Genomic DNA, 13,990 nt, shown 5'->3' with positions numbered 1-13,990 from the left:
GGGAAGAATGGGACAACAATTAAACAAAGAAAAACAACTAAATGTTGCGATCAATCAAGAGCCCGGGTTGGCTAAATTTACAAGGGTCTTAGGAAAAGTTACGATTAGTTTAAATAACGTGTTACATAAAATTTCTAGTGTCTTGTTGATGGCGCTAATGTTTTTAACGACTGCGGATGTGGCTGGAAGATTCTTTTTCAAATCCCCAATCATCGGAACATATGAATTGACGGGTTTATTACTTGCTTTAATGATTTTCTATAGTTTAGGTGCAGGACAATTAAAGAAAAATCATATTGAAATTGATTTCTTCACTAAAAAGATGTCAAATAAAAGCCAACATATTCTTTATAGCCTGTCTTCATTTGTATTATTTATTCTGTTATGTTTAACGACATGGCAACTATATGAGTATTCAGTAAGGGTTTGGATTGGTGGAGAAACAAGTGGTGACCTTGGTTTACCATTATATATCTTCTCCGGTCTAACAATAATTGGTGCTTTCTCTTTTGCGCTTACATTATTATTAGATGGCTTTAACTCACTATTAAAGGCGGTGAATCCGGATGAGTCCTGAGATAATAGGAATACTAGGTATTATTTTATTGCTTGTCCTTATATTCTTACGAGTTTCTGTTGGTCTATCCTTATTTTTGATTGGATTTTTGGGAGTGTCTTGGATTACGGATGGAACAGTAGGATTAGCGCAATTATCGATGGCGGCATTTGGGACGTCTAATGACTATGGGCTAAGTGTTATTCCGTTATTTATCCTAATGGGGATGTTTTTGTCCTATTCCGGATTAGGAAATGACTTGTTTTCTGCTGTTCATAAATGGTTTGGTAAAGTGCGTGGTGGTCTAGCAATTGCTACAATAGGTGCCTCTTCTATTTTTGGAGCGATTTCTGGTTCCTCTAACGCAACAACAGCAACCATTGCTAGAGTAAGTATTCCAGAAATGAAAAAGTATAACTATAAAACAACGTTCTCCACTGCGGCTGTAGCGGCAGGTGGAACTCTAGGGGCATTAATTCCACCAAGTGTTTTATTAATTATCTACGGGGCATTGACAAATGTACCGATTGGCCCGCTATTGATTGGTGGATTTGTACCAGGAATCATTTTAACGCTTTTGTTTATTTTCTTGATTCAGCTTCAAGTGAAGTTAAATCCGTCTAATGCTCCAGCAAAAGTGGAGACAATCTCTTTTGGGGATAAGGTTGCTTCTTTAAAATCCATTTGGCCGTTTCTATTAATCTTTCTTATTAGTATAGGTGGCATTTACCTGGGTGTATTTACACCAAGTGAAGCAGGTGGGATTGGTGCATTTTTAGCATTTATCGTAACGATTATTATGAAACGATTGGATTTCAAAGGTATGTTAGAATCCCTTGATGAATCTTTACGATTATCGGTGATGATTTTCTTAATCTTTATTGGTGCTAATTTATTTGGGAGTTTCCTAGCATTAAGTCGGATTCCTGAACATCTAACAAATGCGGTCGTATCTATGGATGTATCGCCATATATTATACTAGGGTTAATTCTATTAGTTTATTTATTCTTAGGGATGTTCCTAGAAGGTATTGCGATTATGACCTTAACATTACCAATCGTATTCCCGATTATTACATCGTTAGGTTTTGATGGATTATGGTTTGGTATCATCATGGTATTAATGATCAATATTGGTGTATTGACCCCGCCATTAGGACTAAGTGTGTATATTATTAGTGGTGTGGTGAAGGAAGTTCCGATTGAACAAATTTTTAAAGGGGTTTTACCAGCAATTGCGGTAATGGTCATCTTTTTGATTATCTTAATTATCTTCCCTGGTATTGTAACCTTTTTACCTTCTCTCACTGGATAATTGAAAAAACGAGGCTGGGACAAAAGTATTTTAACCACATGAAATCTGAACATGATTGAGCGAATAATCGCTTCGGAAATATACTTCGCTTTCCGCGGGCGGCTGTTGAGCCTACTCCGGGCTATCGCCCTACGTAGTCTCACCTAGGCCTTTCCTCCCGCAGGACAAGGAACGCTACGTCAGCGATACATCGCACGCAGAAAATGCGGATGCATTTTCAAGGAGTCTACGTATATTTCCTCCGCTTAAATAGTGCATTGTTCGCCTTTTAGGTTAAATTCTTTAGTTATGTCCCAGCCTCGTTCTATTAACTCCCTGAAAACTGTCTAAAGTATCGTTCATCATAGCCTAATCGCTCGGATGCGTCTTTTGCTGCGTTTACTACTTTATTTGCGATATCTGGAATTTTGCCGTTTTTCATACGTTGAATTGGTCCTACAACGGCGATGGAGCTGACTACTTTCCCAGTGTAATCTCGTATTGGTGCGGCAACAGATCTTGTTCCGATTGTCAATTCCTCTGTACTTACTGCATATCCTTGTTTTTGGATCATTTCCATTTCTTTTCTGAGTTGAATTGGATCTGTAATACTATTGTCGGTATAAGAGACTAATCCTTTATCAATGACTCTTTCTAAAATATCAGTATCACTAAATGCTAGTAATACTTTACCAGACCCTGTGCAATATGCTGGGTTGCGTCGACCGATATGTGTAAGGATACGGACGGGGTGATGACACTCCTCTTTATGAATATAAATCGTCTCTAGATCATCCAATATAGATAAATGCGCTGTCTCGCCAGTATCACTCACTAATCTATTGAGAACAGGTGCAGCTTCTTTATGAATCTCCAAGTTGTTCGTTACAATTCCTCCAAGGGTTAAAACAGATAACCCTAAGCGATAATCTCTCGTTCGCTCATCCTTAATTACAAAACCTTCCGTAGCAAGAGTAGATAGTAGCCTGCTAACCGTACTTTTTGCTAGTCCTAGTTCTTCAGCAAGTTCACTCACTTTTTGAGTTGGTTCAAATGTAGAAAAGCTTTTTAAAATTCGTAATGCATTTCTAACGGAAGAAAGAATTTGCGGGTCGCTATTTTTTTTCTTCATCATATCTCCTCCAATATACATGTTCTGTCTATAAGAACAATCATTTTTTGCGAAATTCATGATGAAATTCAAATTTTATCAGTCTTTGGTAACGGTTACTTTTTATTATACTATAAATAATTAAAATCTTTTAACTATTGTTGCGTATAGAGGAACTGTGACCTTTTTAATTCCATTTTTCAAACCTATAATGAATTTGTAACGAAAGATAACTAATAAATGAAATAAAGAAATAATTAGGGAGGAATTTTTCATGCAAACGACGAAACAAAAGGTAGAGGTTAAACCAATTAATTGTTCCCATTATATTGGAGGAAAATACGTAGAATCAAAAAGTGGGAAAACATTTGAAAATATTAATCCTGCAACAGAAGAAGTGTTAGGGGTAGTTGCAGAAGGGGGAAAAGAAGACGTTAATGAAGCGGTAGAAGTAGCGAGAAAGGCATTAAAAGGTGAGTGGGCGAATATGCCAGTTCGCAAACGTTCCGCTATTATCCGTAAAATTGGGGATTTGATTTTAGAGAGAAAAGATGAGTTAGCGGCACTTGAATCACTAGATACTGGAAAGCCATTATGGTTATCGACTAGCGTAGATATTGATAGAGCGGCATATAATTTCCATTTCTTTGCTGACTTTATGACAACAGTTGGTAATGAATCCTATCAACAAGATGATATTGCGATTCACTATTCCGTCCGTCGTCCTGTTGGAGTAGTTGGATTAATTAACCCATGGAACTTACCATTACTTTTAATGACTTGGAAATTGGCTCCGGCACTTGCAGCAGGAAATACAGTAGTCATGAAACCGTCTGAAGTAACTCCAATGACAGCAACTGTTTTAGCACAAATTTGTACAGATGCTGGAGTACCAGATGGTGTGGTAAACATGGTACATGGATTTGGTGAGACAGGCGCTGCACTTAGTTCCCATGATGATGTAGATGCGATTGCTTTTACTGGTGAAACTATTACAGGAAGCGCGATTATGAAATCTGCAGCACCAACTTTAAAAAAATTATCGTTTGAACTAGGTGGAAAAAATCCAAACATTATCTTCGCGGATGCGAATTTAGATGATGTCATTGAAACTACCTTGAAATCAAGCTTTATCAACCAAGGGGAAGTATGTTTATGCGGGTCAAGAATTTACGTAGAACGTGCCATTTATGATGAATTTTTAGAGCGCTTTGTTGCAAAAACGAAAGAATTAAAAGTCGGCGATCCATTTGCGGATGATTCAAATGTAGGTGCTCTTGTTAGTGAAGAACATTATAATAAAGTGCTTAGCTACTTAGATATTGCCAAAGAAGAAGGCGGTACTTTCTTAACAGGTGGTAAGAAAGCAGATATCGAGAAAGGTTTCTATGTAGAACCAACAATTATTACAGGATTAGGAAGAGATTCTCGTTGTGTACGTGAAGAAATCTTTGGTCCAGTTGTAACGGTCCTTCCATTTGATACGGAGGAAGAAGTAATGGAACAAGTAAATGATACACATTATGGATTAAGTGCCAGCCTTTGGACTGGTGATGTGAAACGCGCGGCTCGTCTATCTGCACAAATTGAAGCAGGAATGGTATGGGTAAACACTTGGTTCCTTCGTGATTTACGTACTCCATTTGGTGGTATGAAGCGCAGTGGAATTGGCCGTGAAGGTGGGTTAAATAGTTTTGATTTCTATTCTGAAATAACGAATGTTACCTTAAAACTATAGGAGGATCTATATGAAAATAGAAACGACACCTAAAACAGAAAGTCATGCAAAACATTTAGCAAGTGCCTGGGATAATGGAGAAGGGGTTCAGCCTATTACAGAGCTGGATCCTTCCATTACCGTTGATGAAGCATATCAAGTGCAATTACACACGATTAACGGATATTTGCAAAATGGACAACGTATTACGGGTAAAAAAATCGGTTTAACTTCTAAAGCAGTGCAAGAAATGCTCGGAGTTGGGGAGCCGGATTATGGGCATTTATTTGATGATATGTATGTAGAAAATAAAGGTACTGTCCCATTTAACCGTGTTCTACAACCAAAAATAGAAGGCGAGCTTGCTTTTATTTTAAAAGAGGATTTAGTTGGTCCAAATGTCACTTCTTTAGATGTGTTAAAAGCGACAGATTTGATTGTGCCCGCAATTGAAATCGTGGACAGTCGTATTAAGGATTGGAAAATCACATTAGCCGATACAGTTGCGGATAATGCTTCTTCAGGACTTTACGTGCTTGGAGAAACATTCAAAAAGCCAGCAGACCTTGATGTGAAGCAAATAGGAATGGCTTTGTATAAAAATGGAGAACTTCAAAATACAGGAGTTGGTGCTGCGGCATTAGGGGACCCTGTTAAATGTGTCGCATGGTTGGCTAACAAACTATCAAACTATGGGATTTCACTAAAAGCTGGTGAAGTCATTTTATCCGGAGCATTGTCTGCGATGGTAGAAGCAAAACCAGGAGATCATTTTTATGTAAAATTTGCTGAGTTAGGTTCAGTGGAAGTTTCATTTTCAGAGTAAAGAGGAGGGATGAACATGAGTAAAGTAAAAGTCGGTATTATCGGTTCTGGGAATATTGGATCTGATTTAATGGTAAAATTAAGAAAATCTGAATTACTAGAAGTAACGACGATGATGGGAATTGATGCAACGTCAAGAGGGATGCAACATGCGAAGGAAATCGGTTTGGAAGTATTTGATAATGGAATAGATGGTTTACTAGACAATCCCGATTTAGTAGATATCATTTTTGATGCGACAAGTGCAAAAGCGCATTTGTATAATGCTGACGTGGCCAAAAAACTAGGAAAACAAATGATCGATTTAACACCAGCTGCAATCGGTCCATTTATCGTTCCAACGGTTAACCTAGGTTCTCATTTGGATGCGGATAATGTAAACCTCATTACGTGTGGAGGGCAAGCAACGATTCCGATTATCAATGCGATTAATCAAGTGGCGCCAGTAGAATATGGAGAAATTGTTGCGACTATCTCTAGTAAAAGTGCGGGCCCAGGAACAAGAGCGAATATTGATGAATTCACGGAAACAACTGCAAAAGGAATTGAACAAGTAGGTGGAGCGAAAAAAGGAAAAGCAATTATTATCCTAAATCCTGCTGAACCAGCCATTATGATGCGTGATACCGTCCATGCAATTGTGGAACCTAGTTCTTTCGATGAGAAGGCAATTACCGAATCCGTTGTGAAAATGGGTGAAAAAGTTCAGTCCTATGTACCAGGTTATAAATTACGTACAGAGCCCATTTTCGATGGAAATAAAGTAACCGTATTCTTAGAAATAGAAGGTGCAGGACACTACTTACCGAAATACGCGGGGAACTTGGATATCATGACATCTGCTGCGGTGAAAGTAGCGGAGGAATTTGCGAAAAATCGATTGAACGTACCAACAAAATAGGTAGCGGGGAGGAGGATGAATATGTCCAATTTAAAAATTACAGAAGTAGCATTACGTGATGGAAGTCATGCCATTAGTCACCAGTTCACGGTAGAACAAGTAACATCTATTACGAAAGCATTAAATGACGCCCGTGTTCCGTATGTGGAAGTTACTCATGGAGACGGACTAGGAGGATCTTCTTTACAATACGGATTATCCAAAACAGACGAATTAAAATTAATTGAAGCGGCGGTTGGCGTTGCGGATTTTTCTAAGATTTCCGTGTTGTTGTTACCAGGTATCGGTACGATTGAGGATTTAAAAGTTGCTGAAAATCTTGGTGCAAAAATGGTAAGGGTTGCGACGCATGTAACGGAAGCGGATGTTTCCAAACAACATATTGAAACAGCGAAAGAACTAGGAATGGAAACAGTTGGATTTTTAATGATGAGTCACATGGCACCAGTGGAAAAATTAGTAGAACAAGCGAAATTAATGGAAAGCTATGGTGCGGATGTCGTTTATGTAACCGACTCTGCGGGAGCGCTTCTTCCGAATGAAGTAAGGGAAAGAATTAAAGCGCTTAAACAAGAACTGTCTGTTGAGATTGGATTCCATGCCCATAACAATCTTTCCCTTGCGATGGGAAATACACTTGCTGCGATTGAAGAGGGTGCTACAAGAATTGATGGTAGTGTTCGTTGTTTAGGAGCGGGTGCTGGGAATACACAAACAGAAGTACTAGTTGCTGTATTAGAAAAAATGGGAATTGATACTGGAATCGACCTTTACAAGATGATGGATCTTGCAGAAAATATCGTTGCGCCTATCCTACCAAAACCACAGGAAATTACAAAAGATGGGTTAACATTAGGTTATGCTGGTGTTTATTCTAGTTTCCTATTACACGCAAGCCGTGCTGCGGAGAAATTCAACCTTGATTCTCGTGATATTTTAGTAGAATTAGGAAAACGGGAAGTAGTCGGTGGACAGGAAGATATGATTATTGATGTTGCGGCTGAGTTAGCGAAGGCAAAGTCGTTGGTTTAAAAAGGTTGTTCAAAAAGCAATCAGGAGGCTGAAAATGGTTACTAAAATGGATACTAATTTAATTAAGGAACTTGCGAATTATACACATAGCGCAGAAAAAGAAAGACGTGAAATTACAAAAATTACTGCTGAATTGTACCCAGAGCTTTCTATTGAAGAGGCATATTTAGTACAGGAAGAATTAGTAAGACAAAAGTTAGAAGAAGGCAAGACAATTGTTGGACCAAAAATGGGGATTACTAGTGAAGCGAAAATGAAACAAATGAATGTAGATGACCCGATTTATGGTTATGTATTTGATTATATGGTCGTTAATGAGGGAGACTCCATTTCGATTTCAGACTATATTCATCCAAAAGTAGAACCTGAGATTGGATTTGTTCTATCAAGAGATTTAGAAGGACCGAATGTAACCGCATTAGACGTACTTGCGGCAACAGAATATGTTTTCCCGGCGATTGAGATTATTGATAGTCGTTACGAAAACTTTAACTTCACATTGCCGGACGTGATTGCGGATAATACATCTGCAGCAGGAGCGGTATTTGGTACTACTCTGAAAAGACCTGATAATTTGGAATTAGATGTCGTTGGTGCAACTTTATCCATTAACGGAGAAATCAAAGCTTTAGGAGCTGGTGCAGCGGTACTAGGTCATCCAGCTAATTCCGTTGCTAGACTAGCAAACATGTTAGCGGAAAAAGGGGAAAAAGTAAAAGCTGGCGAACCGATTTTAACTGGTGGTCTAACAGCAGCTGTTATGCTCTCACCTGGCGATTTTGTCCAATTAAAAATTGGTGGAATTGGAGACGTTTCCTTTTTCGTTAAGGAATAAATTACAATCAAGATAGGAGGGCTCGTAATGCCACTCGTTCAAATTTCAATTATGGAAGGCAGATCCCAAGAAAAAATAGATGCGATGATGGAAAATGTTACAAATGCAGTTAGTGAATCATTGGATTCTCCGAAAGAAAATGTACGTGTAGTTGTTAATGAAGTACCGAAAACACATTGGGCCATTGGTGGAACAAGTGTTAAGAATTTAGGCAGGTAGGAGATAGTGATAGGTAGATTCTAATGTAGAGTCTCCTATCACTATAAATTAATTTATCTACGCGGCGTTACAAAAACTCCACCTGAACCGAGTCTTCTTTATCACTAAAATTTTTGGAATGTTCCTTATAGAGGAACAATTTGGTTTCTATTACATAGTTATTCATTATAATAGAGTTAAGAGGTTTAATTATCTAGGTAACTTTCAAAAATAAAATGGAAACGTTACCATAGATGAGAATTTAAATAAATAGGGGGAATTTGTCATGGAAAGGGAATTGAAAAAGTTTGATGTTGCACAATTAGCTCACGTGGAGATGTATACTCCAGATCCAGATGGTACATTGTGGTTTTTCAAGAATGTATTAGGTCTACAAGAAACGGCTAGAGAAGGTCAATCGGTTTACCTTCGTGCGTATGAAGATTTATATCACCATACATTAAAAGTGACAGAAAGAAATGAGCCGGGATTAGGTCACGTTAGCTGGAGAGCTAGTTCTAAAGAAGCTTTGGAAAGAAGAGTAAAAGAACTAGAAAAGTCTGGTGCAGGTAAAGGGTGGATTGATGGCGACCTTGGTCATGGTGCAGCTTACCAATTTGTTACTCCAGATAACCATAACATGGAAATTCTTTGGGATGTAGATTATTTCCAAGCCGATGAAAGTCAATCAACGATTTTAGTGAACCGACCACAAAAGCGTCCACTTTCAGGTGTTCCGGTACGTCGTCTAGATCATGTGAACTTAATGTCTAGTAATGTAACAAGAAATAAAAACTTTATGATGGATGACCTTGGCTTTAGATTAAGAGAACGTGTAGTAAGAAATGACGGATCAGAAATTGGTTCTTGGTTAAGTGTTAGTCCGTTAGTTCATGAGTTAGCATTTATGGAGGATGCGTCTACACGAGAACAAGGACTTGGCAAAATGCACCACCTTGCATTCTGGTATGGATTCCCTCAACATCTAAATGATCTTTCTGAAGTACTAACCGAACACGATATTAAGATTGAAGCAGGTCCTCTAAAACATGGGGTATCCCAAGCGTTATGTATGTATGTATTTGAACCAGGTGGAAACCGTGTAGAATTATTCGGGGACTCTGGATACCTCATCTTTGATCCGGACTGGAAACCAGTAACATGGACAGAGGCTCAATTAGAAAAAGCAATTATCTTCTACGGTGCGCCACTACCAGATTCATACTTTAAGTATGGAACTCCGAATGTGAAAGCGCCTGTGGTAAATAAATAAAGAATGTGAAATGCCTTCTTCCTTTTAGGGAGGAGGCATTTTTTTGCGTTGGATCTGGTAGGTGGGCTTTATATCTATTATCACAAATAAGAATGTAAGTAAAAAATGAGCGAATATTCGATACATAGTTATCATGAAGTAATAATAATTTATAGAAAAAGATTGAATTAGTAGGTCAAAAGTAATACCATTGTATTTGCTTAAAACCAAAAACAGGTAATTAGAATTAGTATCTAATTATTTACGAGGAGGTTAAATATGAAATTTAGAAATATAAATATTGGCTGGAAGTATGGTTTAATCCTAGCTATCGTTATTATTTGTTTTGTTATATCATCAGTCTTTACATCCCTTTCCATTATGGATGTGGGAGAAAAGGTTGATGTTATGAAACTAAGAGGAGAGCGTGCGGTTAAAATAACCGAAATGGGTTCGTTGGAGCGCGGAAAGGGGATTCGTGTTGTTCAATATGTTCAAGACCAGAATCCGAATTTAATCGAAGAATTTAACACACGTAAGGAAAAGTTCGATACATTAGAAAGTGAACTTCAAGATCGAATGTATACACCAGAACAGAAAAGTTTATTTGAGGAAATTACTTCAAACGATGAAGAACTAAATTCACTATTTGATGATATTGTTTCAGCGATGAATGATGGAAAAGAAGCTGAAGCAATAAGTTATGTAGCAAATGCGAATGAAATACGTTCCCAGACAGTGGATTTATTAGATAGCCTTCTTACCATTGTCGATGATGAACGTGTTAAAACGGCTTCTGAAGCTCTAAATAGTAAAGACGTCGCTCTTAAAATTCAAGTTTTTGCAGTAATTATTTCTACTATTATCGGTATCGTTCTTGTTCTATATGTTAGTCGAATTATTTCACGTAACTTAATGAAAGTTGTGGAAGTAAGTGAAATGGTGGCAAATAACGATTTAACAGTAGAGCGTATCGATTATGATGGAAATGATGAAATTGGAAAACTAGCAAATTCAACTAATAAAATGACAGAAAATCTACGAAATATGGTTCAACAGGTATCCCATGTAACGGAAACTGTTTCGAGTCGAAGCGAGGAATTGACGCAATCTGCTAATGAAGTGAAAATGGGTACCGAGCAAATTTCCGTTACGATGGAAGAACTTGCATCCGGATCGGAAACACAATCCAACCATTCCACCGAATTGTCTTCCCAAATGGATACATATATGAATAAAATTGAGGAAACAAATGCAAACGGCGAAAAGGTACAAGTAGAATCGGATGAAGTTTTAGAAATGACTCAAGAAGGATCTAAATTGATGGAATCTTCTAGAAGTCAAATGGAAAATATTGATCAGATTGTTCAAAACTCTGTACAAAAGGTACAAGGCCTAAACAAACAATCGGAGGAAATTTCTAAATTAGTATTTGTCATCAAAGATATTGCTGACCAAACGAACCTATTAGCGCTAAATGCAGCAATTGAAGCGGCCAGGGCTGGTGAGCAAGGACGAGGATTTGCTGTAGTTGCTGATGAAGTTAGAAAACTAGCAGAGCAAGTAGGCGATTCGGTAACGGATATTTCAACAATAGTAGATAATATTCAAAAGGAAATTAGCACAGTGACACAATCATTACAAGGTGGATATGAAGAAGTAGAACGAGGAACTAGCCAAATTCAATTAACTGGAGAAAAATTCAATGGAATTAGAAACTCCGTAACCGATATGGCTACTAGCATCCAAATGATTACAGCTAATATGTCCAACCTTACAGAAATTGGCCAAGGAATGAATAGCTCCATTCAAGAAGTCGCTGCCATCTCCGAAGAATCCGCAGCAGGCATTGAACAAACATCCGCATCCACCCAACAAACAAGCAGCTCCATGGAAGAAGTTGCGGAAAGTGCGAATGAGTTAGCTAGATTGGCGGAAGAATTGAATGGGATGATTAGGAGATTTAAATTATAGTTATAGGAATTTGAAAAAAGTCGATCGGGTCTGATCGACTTTTTTGCTCTAATTTTAGAAGCAACATAATGAAATTAACCACTCAATTGACGAGTGTGGTTTAACTATTCTAATGGGTAACAGTCTGTAGTTTCTTTTGTAAAACATGCACTTCGTCTTTCAAATCGTTTAATTGATTATTTAATTGTTCGATTTCTATTGAAGTGAGGTTATGTTTAATAGAATACTCTGCTAGCCTTCTCATTTCACGAAGCCTCATCTCGATTTTTTCTAATATGAGATCCTGTTGTTTACACCATTCAATTTGTTCTTCTAGAAAATTTTTGTCATCTTGATCCATTATGGGTGAATTATTTTTACCAGATTCCGTTGAATACATAGATGCTACGTTATGGATATTCTTCATGTTTATCTTCCTTTTATAAAGTTATTAATAATTATAGTCAACTATACTATTTGTTTTATTTAGCAGCAATGGAATGATGGGGTTTAAAAAGAATTTATAAGGATAAATAAAATTTTATTAAAAACTATTAAACTTTCTTAAAAGCCATCCGATATAAATTGTGTAGACGTCAGGAAGATGTTTACACTGGCCTAACGTTAGGAAATAACCGGTATTTCCAAATGAAAAGTCTTCAAGAATCTTTTTTGAAGCAAATTTTACTTAGGTAGTAATTCCACTTGATGGAGTTATTATAAATTAAAGCGAGACACAAGGACGTGACTTGCTAAAACAACCACATGGAGGTAGGAAAAATGAGAATTAATCACAATATTGCGGCGCTTAACACGTATCGTCAGTTGGGTAATGCAAATAATGCACAACAAAATGCAATGGAGAAGCTATCATCTGGTCTTCGTATTAACAGTGCAGCGGACGATGCAGCAGGTCTTGCAATTTCTGAAAAAATGCGTGGTCAGATTCGTGGATTGGAGCAAGCGCAAAGCAATGCACAAGATGGTATTTCATTGATTCAAACTGCAGAAGGAGCATTGAATGAGACTCACAGTATTCTTCAGCGTATGCGTGAATTATCAGTTCAAGCAACAAACGACACGTTAAATGATTCGGATCGTGGCGAAATTCAAAAAGAAGTAGATCAGTTAGTAGAAGAAATTGATCGAATTTCAAGTACTACTGAATTCAATACAAAAAAATTGTTAGATGGTTCTATGGGTGCTGAAAGAACAGCTACTGCCGGTGTAACAGAGGGTCAAGTGAATTTTAAAGTGAGTAGTGATACTGCTCAGGTTACAGGTGTATCAGGAGTTCTAGCTAACGATAAAGTTGGAACCCATGAAATAACATTCTCTGTAGGTGCCGCTGGGGAAATTAAGGGTACAGCAACAGATTTAGATGGAACAGAGACACTTTCTGAATTAGGGATTACTGATATCGCAGGATTAAAAGTTGGAGAAGAAGGTAGCGAAGTAACTTTAACAGGATTAGATTTAAATAGTACAGTGGCTGATCTTGTAAATGCAGTGAATACACAAGCTACTGGGGCTTCTGCTGAGATTGTTGAAGGTCAATTGGTAATTAATTCAAATAGCCAAACTTCTGGTAACCAAGTTTCATTTGAGCAAGATACAGCTAGTGCTGGAAGTGCTGCAGCTGTATTGTTCGGTGCAGGTTCAAGTTCTGTTGAAGCAAATAGTACAAATGCAGATGCAACAGCATTAACAGTTACCGATAAATATACTGATGCAGGCGGAAATGAGACCACCACTGTTGATAGAGCTGGTACATATGGTGACGGTTCTTCAAATGTTTCATGGAATGGTGCAACATTTACAAAAGGAACAGGTAATATATCTACTGCAACTGTTACGGTTGAGGGGTTAGAAGCTGTTGATTCAAAAGCAGCTAGAAAGGATTTATCTGCTACATTACAAATTGGAGCAAATGAAAATCAAACAATGAATGTTGATATTGAGGATATGTCTGCACAAGCTTTAGGCCTTGTTGTGGGTGGAGAAAAGATTAGTGTTTCAAATTCAGACGATGCCTCACGTTCCATTACAAAGATTAATAACGCAATTGAAACTGTATCTGCTGAGCGTTCTAAGCTTGGTGCATTCCAAAATCGCTTAGAACATACAATTAATAACTTAGGAACATCTTCTGAAAACTTAACAGCTTCAGAATCCCGTATCCGTGACGTTGATTATGCTTTAGCTGCTTAACGCAGTAACAAGCACAGTCGTCCTAGCTGGTAACGGCTAGTGATTATTATCGGGTGAATTGCTGGAAAACCCTTAGAACTTTTATTACCACAACGTAGTTGGAAA

General features: G+C 37.7%; 13 protein-coding genes. 11 read left to right on the top strand and 2 right to left on the bottom strand.

All coding sequences use genetic code 11. From position 1 onward, the window contains the following. Nucleotides 1-7: 7 nt before the first annotated feature. Both A9178_RS14285 and A9178_RS14280 read left to right on the top strand, forming a co-directional pair. Nucleotides 8-577 carry a TRAP transporter small permease gene (locus tag A9178_RS14285; protein WP_068676449.1) on the top strand — a complete coding sequence of 190 codons (570 nt, stop codon included), beginning with the start codon at nucleotides 8-10 and terminating at the stop codon, nucleotides 575-577. Further along, on the top strand, nucleotides 567-1,871 hold the full coding sequence (locus tag A9178_RS14280; protein ID WP_068676447.1) for a TRAP transporter large permease: 1,305 nt from the start codon (nucleotides 567-569) through the stop codon (nucleotides 1,869-1,871). The genes A9178_RS14285 and A9178_RS14280 overlap by 11 nt, the downstream gene beginning before the upstream one ends. A 307-nt stretch (nucleotides 1,872-2,178) precedes the next feature. Here the strand turns inward: A9178_RS14280 and A9178_RS14275 are convergent, their stop codons facing one another. Continuing rightward, nucleotides 2,179-2,982 carry an IclR family transcriptional regulator gene (locus A9178_RS14275; RefSeq protein ID WP_068676445.1) on the bottom strand — a complete coding sequence of 268 codons (804 nt, stop codon included), beginning with the start codon at nucleotides 2,980-2,982 and terminating at the stop codon, nucleotides 2,179-2,181. A 253-nt stretch (nucleotides 2,983-3,235) separates the two neighbouring features. Between A9178_RS14275 and A9178_RS14270 the strand changes: the two genes are divergently transcribed. The 8 genes from A9178_RS14270 (at nucleotide 3,236) to A9178_RS14235 (ending at nucleotide 11,695) form a co-directional block, all read left to right on the top strand. After that, nucleotides 3,236-4,699: an aldehyde dehydrogenase gene (locus A9178_RS14270; RefSeq protein ID WP_068676443.1), complete on the top strand. Its 1,464-nt coding sequence runs from the start codon at nucleotides 3,236-3,238 to the stop codon at nucleotides 4,697-4,699. A 10-nt stretch (nucleotides 4,700-4,709) separates the two neighbouring features. Further along, nucleotides 4,710-5,504: a 2-keto-4-pentenoate hydratase gene (locus tag A9178_RS14265; protein WP_068676441.1), complete on the top strand. Its 795-nt coding sequence runs from the start codon at nucleotides 4,710-4,712 to the stop codon at nucleotides 5,502-5,504. Nucleotides 5,505-5,519: 15 nt separating this feature from the next. Further along, entirely contained in the window at nucleotides 5,520-6,404 is an 885-nt protein-coding gene (locus A9178_RS14260) for an acetaldehyde dehydrogenase (acetylating) (RefSeq protein ID WP_068676439.1), read from the top strand. Nucleotides 6,405-6,425: 21 nt separating this feature from the next. Continuing rightward, entirely contained in the window at nucleotides 6,426-7,436 is a 1,011-nt protein-coding gene (dmpG, locus tag A9178_RS14255) for a 4-hydroxy-2-oxovalerate aldolase (protein WP_068676437.1), read from the top strand. A 46-nt stretch (nucleotides 7,437-7,482) separates the two neighbouring features. Beyond that, nucleotides 7,483-8,271: a 2-keto-4-pentenoate hydratase gene (locus A9178_RS14250; protein ID WP_068676652.1), complete on the top strand. Its 789-nt coding sequence runs from the start codon at nucleotides 7,483-7,485 to the stop codon at nucleotides 8,269-8,271. A 27-nt stretch (nucleotides 8,272-8,298) separates the two neighbouring features. Next, nucleotides 8,299-8,490, top strand: a complete 192-nt coding sequence (locus tag A9178_RS14245; RefSeq protein WP_068676435.1) for a 4-oxalocrotonate tautomerase — start codon at nucleotides 8,299-8,301, stop codon at nucleotides 8,488-8,490. Nucleotides 8,491-8,755: 265 nt separating this feature from the next. Next, nucleotides 8,756-9,742 carry a catechol 2,3-dioxygenase gene (locus A9178_RS14240; RefSeq protein ID WP_068676433.1) on the top strand — a complete coding sequence of 329 codons (987 nt, stop codon included), beginning with the start codon at nucleotides 8,756-8,758 and terminating at the stop codon, nucleotides 9,740-9,742. A gap of 258 nt (nucleotides 9,743-10,000) precedes the next feature. Then, nucleotides 10,001-11,695, top strand: coding sequence for a methyl-accepting chemotaxis protein (locus tag A9178_RS14235; protein WP_068676431.1), 1,695 nt, complete (start codon nucleotides 10,001-10,003; stop codon nucleotides 11,693-11,695). A gap of 109 nt (nucleotides 11,696-11,804) precedes the next feature. On the opposite strand, the gene A9178_RS14230 is transcribed toward A9178_RS14235, so the two are convergent. Further along, a complete protein-coding gene (locus A9178_RS14230; RefSeq protein WP_231889857.1) occupies nucleotides 11,805-12,101 on the bottom strand; it encodes a hypothetical protein in 297 nt (98 codons plus the stop codon). Nucleotides 12,102-12,454: 353 nt separating this feature from the next. Here A9178_RS14230 and A9178_RS19575 point away from each other — a divergent pair, with 353 nt between their 5' ends. Beyond that, nucleotides 12,455-13,885, top strand: a complete 1,431-nt coding sequence (locus A9178_RS19575) for a flagellin N-terminal helical domain-containing protein (RefSeq protein ID WP_068676429.1) — start codon at nucleotides 12,455-12,457, stop codon at nucleotides 13,883-13,885. Nucleotides 13,886-13,990: the final 105 nt, after the last annotated feature.

It is taken from the genome of Oceanobacillus sp. Castelsardo (genome assembly GCF_001659985.1).
In the GTDB taxonomy this organism is placed as follows: Bacteria; Bacillota; Bacilli; order Bacillales; family Amphibacillaceae; genus Oceanobacillus.
The sequence above is the reverse complement of the archived record's forward strand: the minus strand, read 5'-3'. Positions and strand labels throughout refer to the sequence as shown.

Bases quoted from the DNA above. Each gene is read 5' to 3' on its own strand.
- A9178_RS14240 (WP_068676433.1), top strand. From the start codon at position 8,756: ATGGAAAGGGAATTGAAAAAGTTTGATGTTGCACAATTAGCTCACGTG.
- A9178_RS14280 (WP_068676447.1), top strand. From the start codon at position 567: ATGAGTCCTGAGATAATAGGAATACTAGGTATTATTTTATTGCTTGTC.
- A9178_RS14260 (WP_068676439.1), top strand. From the start codon at position 5,520: ATGAGTAAAGTAAAAGTCGGTATTATCGGTTCTGGGAATATTGGATCT.
- A9178_RS14250 (WP_068676652.1), top strand. From the start codon at position 7,483: ATGGATACTAATTTAATTAAGGAACTTGCGAATTATACACATAGCGCA.
- A9178_RS19575 (WP_068676429.1), top strand. From the start codon at position 12,455: ATGAGAATTAATCACAATATTGCGGCGCTTAACACGTATCGTCAGTTG.
- A9178_RS14270 (WP_068676443.1), top strand. From the start codon at position 3,236: ATGCAAACGACGAAACAAAAGGTAGAGGTTAAACCAATTAATTGTTCC.
- A9178_RS14265 (WP_068676441.1), top strand. From the start codon at position 4,710: ATGAAAATAGAAACGACACCTAAAACAGAAAGTCATGCAAAACATTTA.
- A9178_RS14245 (WP_068676435.1), top strand. From the start codon at position 8,299: ATGCCACTCGTTCAAATTTCAATTATGGAAGGCAGATCCCAAGAAAAA.
- A9178_RS14285 (WP_068676449.1), top strand. From the start codon at position 8: ATGGGACAACAATTAAACAAAGAAAAACAACTAAATGTTGCGATCAAT.
- A9178_RS14235 (WP_068676431.1), top strand. From the start codon at position 10,001: ATGAAATTTAGAAATATAAATATTGGCTGGAAGTATGGTTTAATCCTA.
- dmpG (WP_068676437.1), top strand. From the start codon at position 6,426: ATGTCCAATTTAAAAATTACAGAAGTAGCATTACGTGATGGAAGTCAT.
- A9178_RS14275 (WP_068676445.1), bottom strand. From the start codon at position 2,982: ATGAAGAAAAAAAATAGCGACCCGCAAATTCTTTCTTCCGTTAGAAAT.
- A9178_RS14230 (WP_231889857.1), bottom strand. From the start codon at position 12,101: ATGAAGAATATCCATAACGTAGCATCTATGTATTCAACGGAATCTGGT.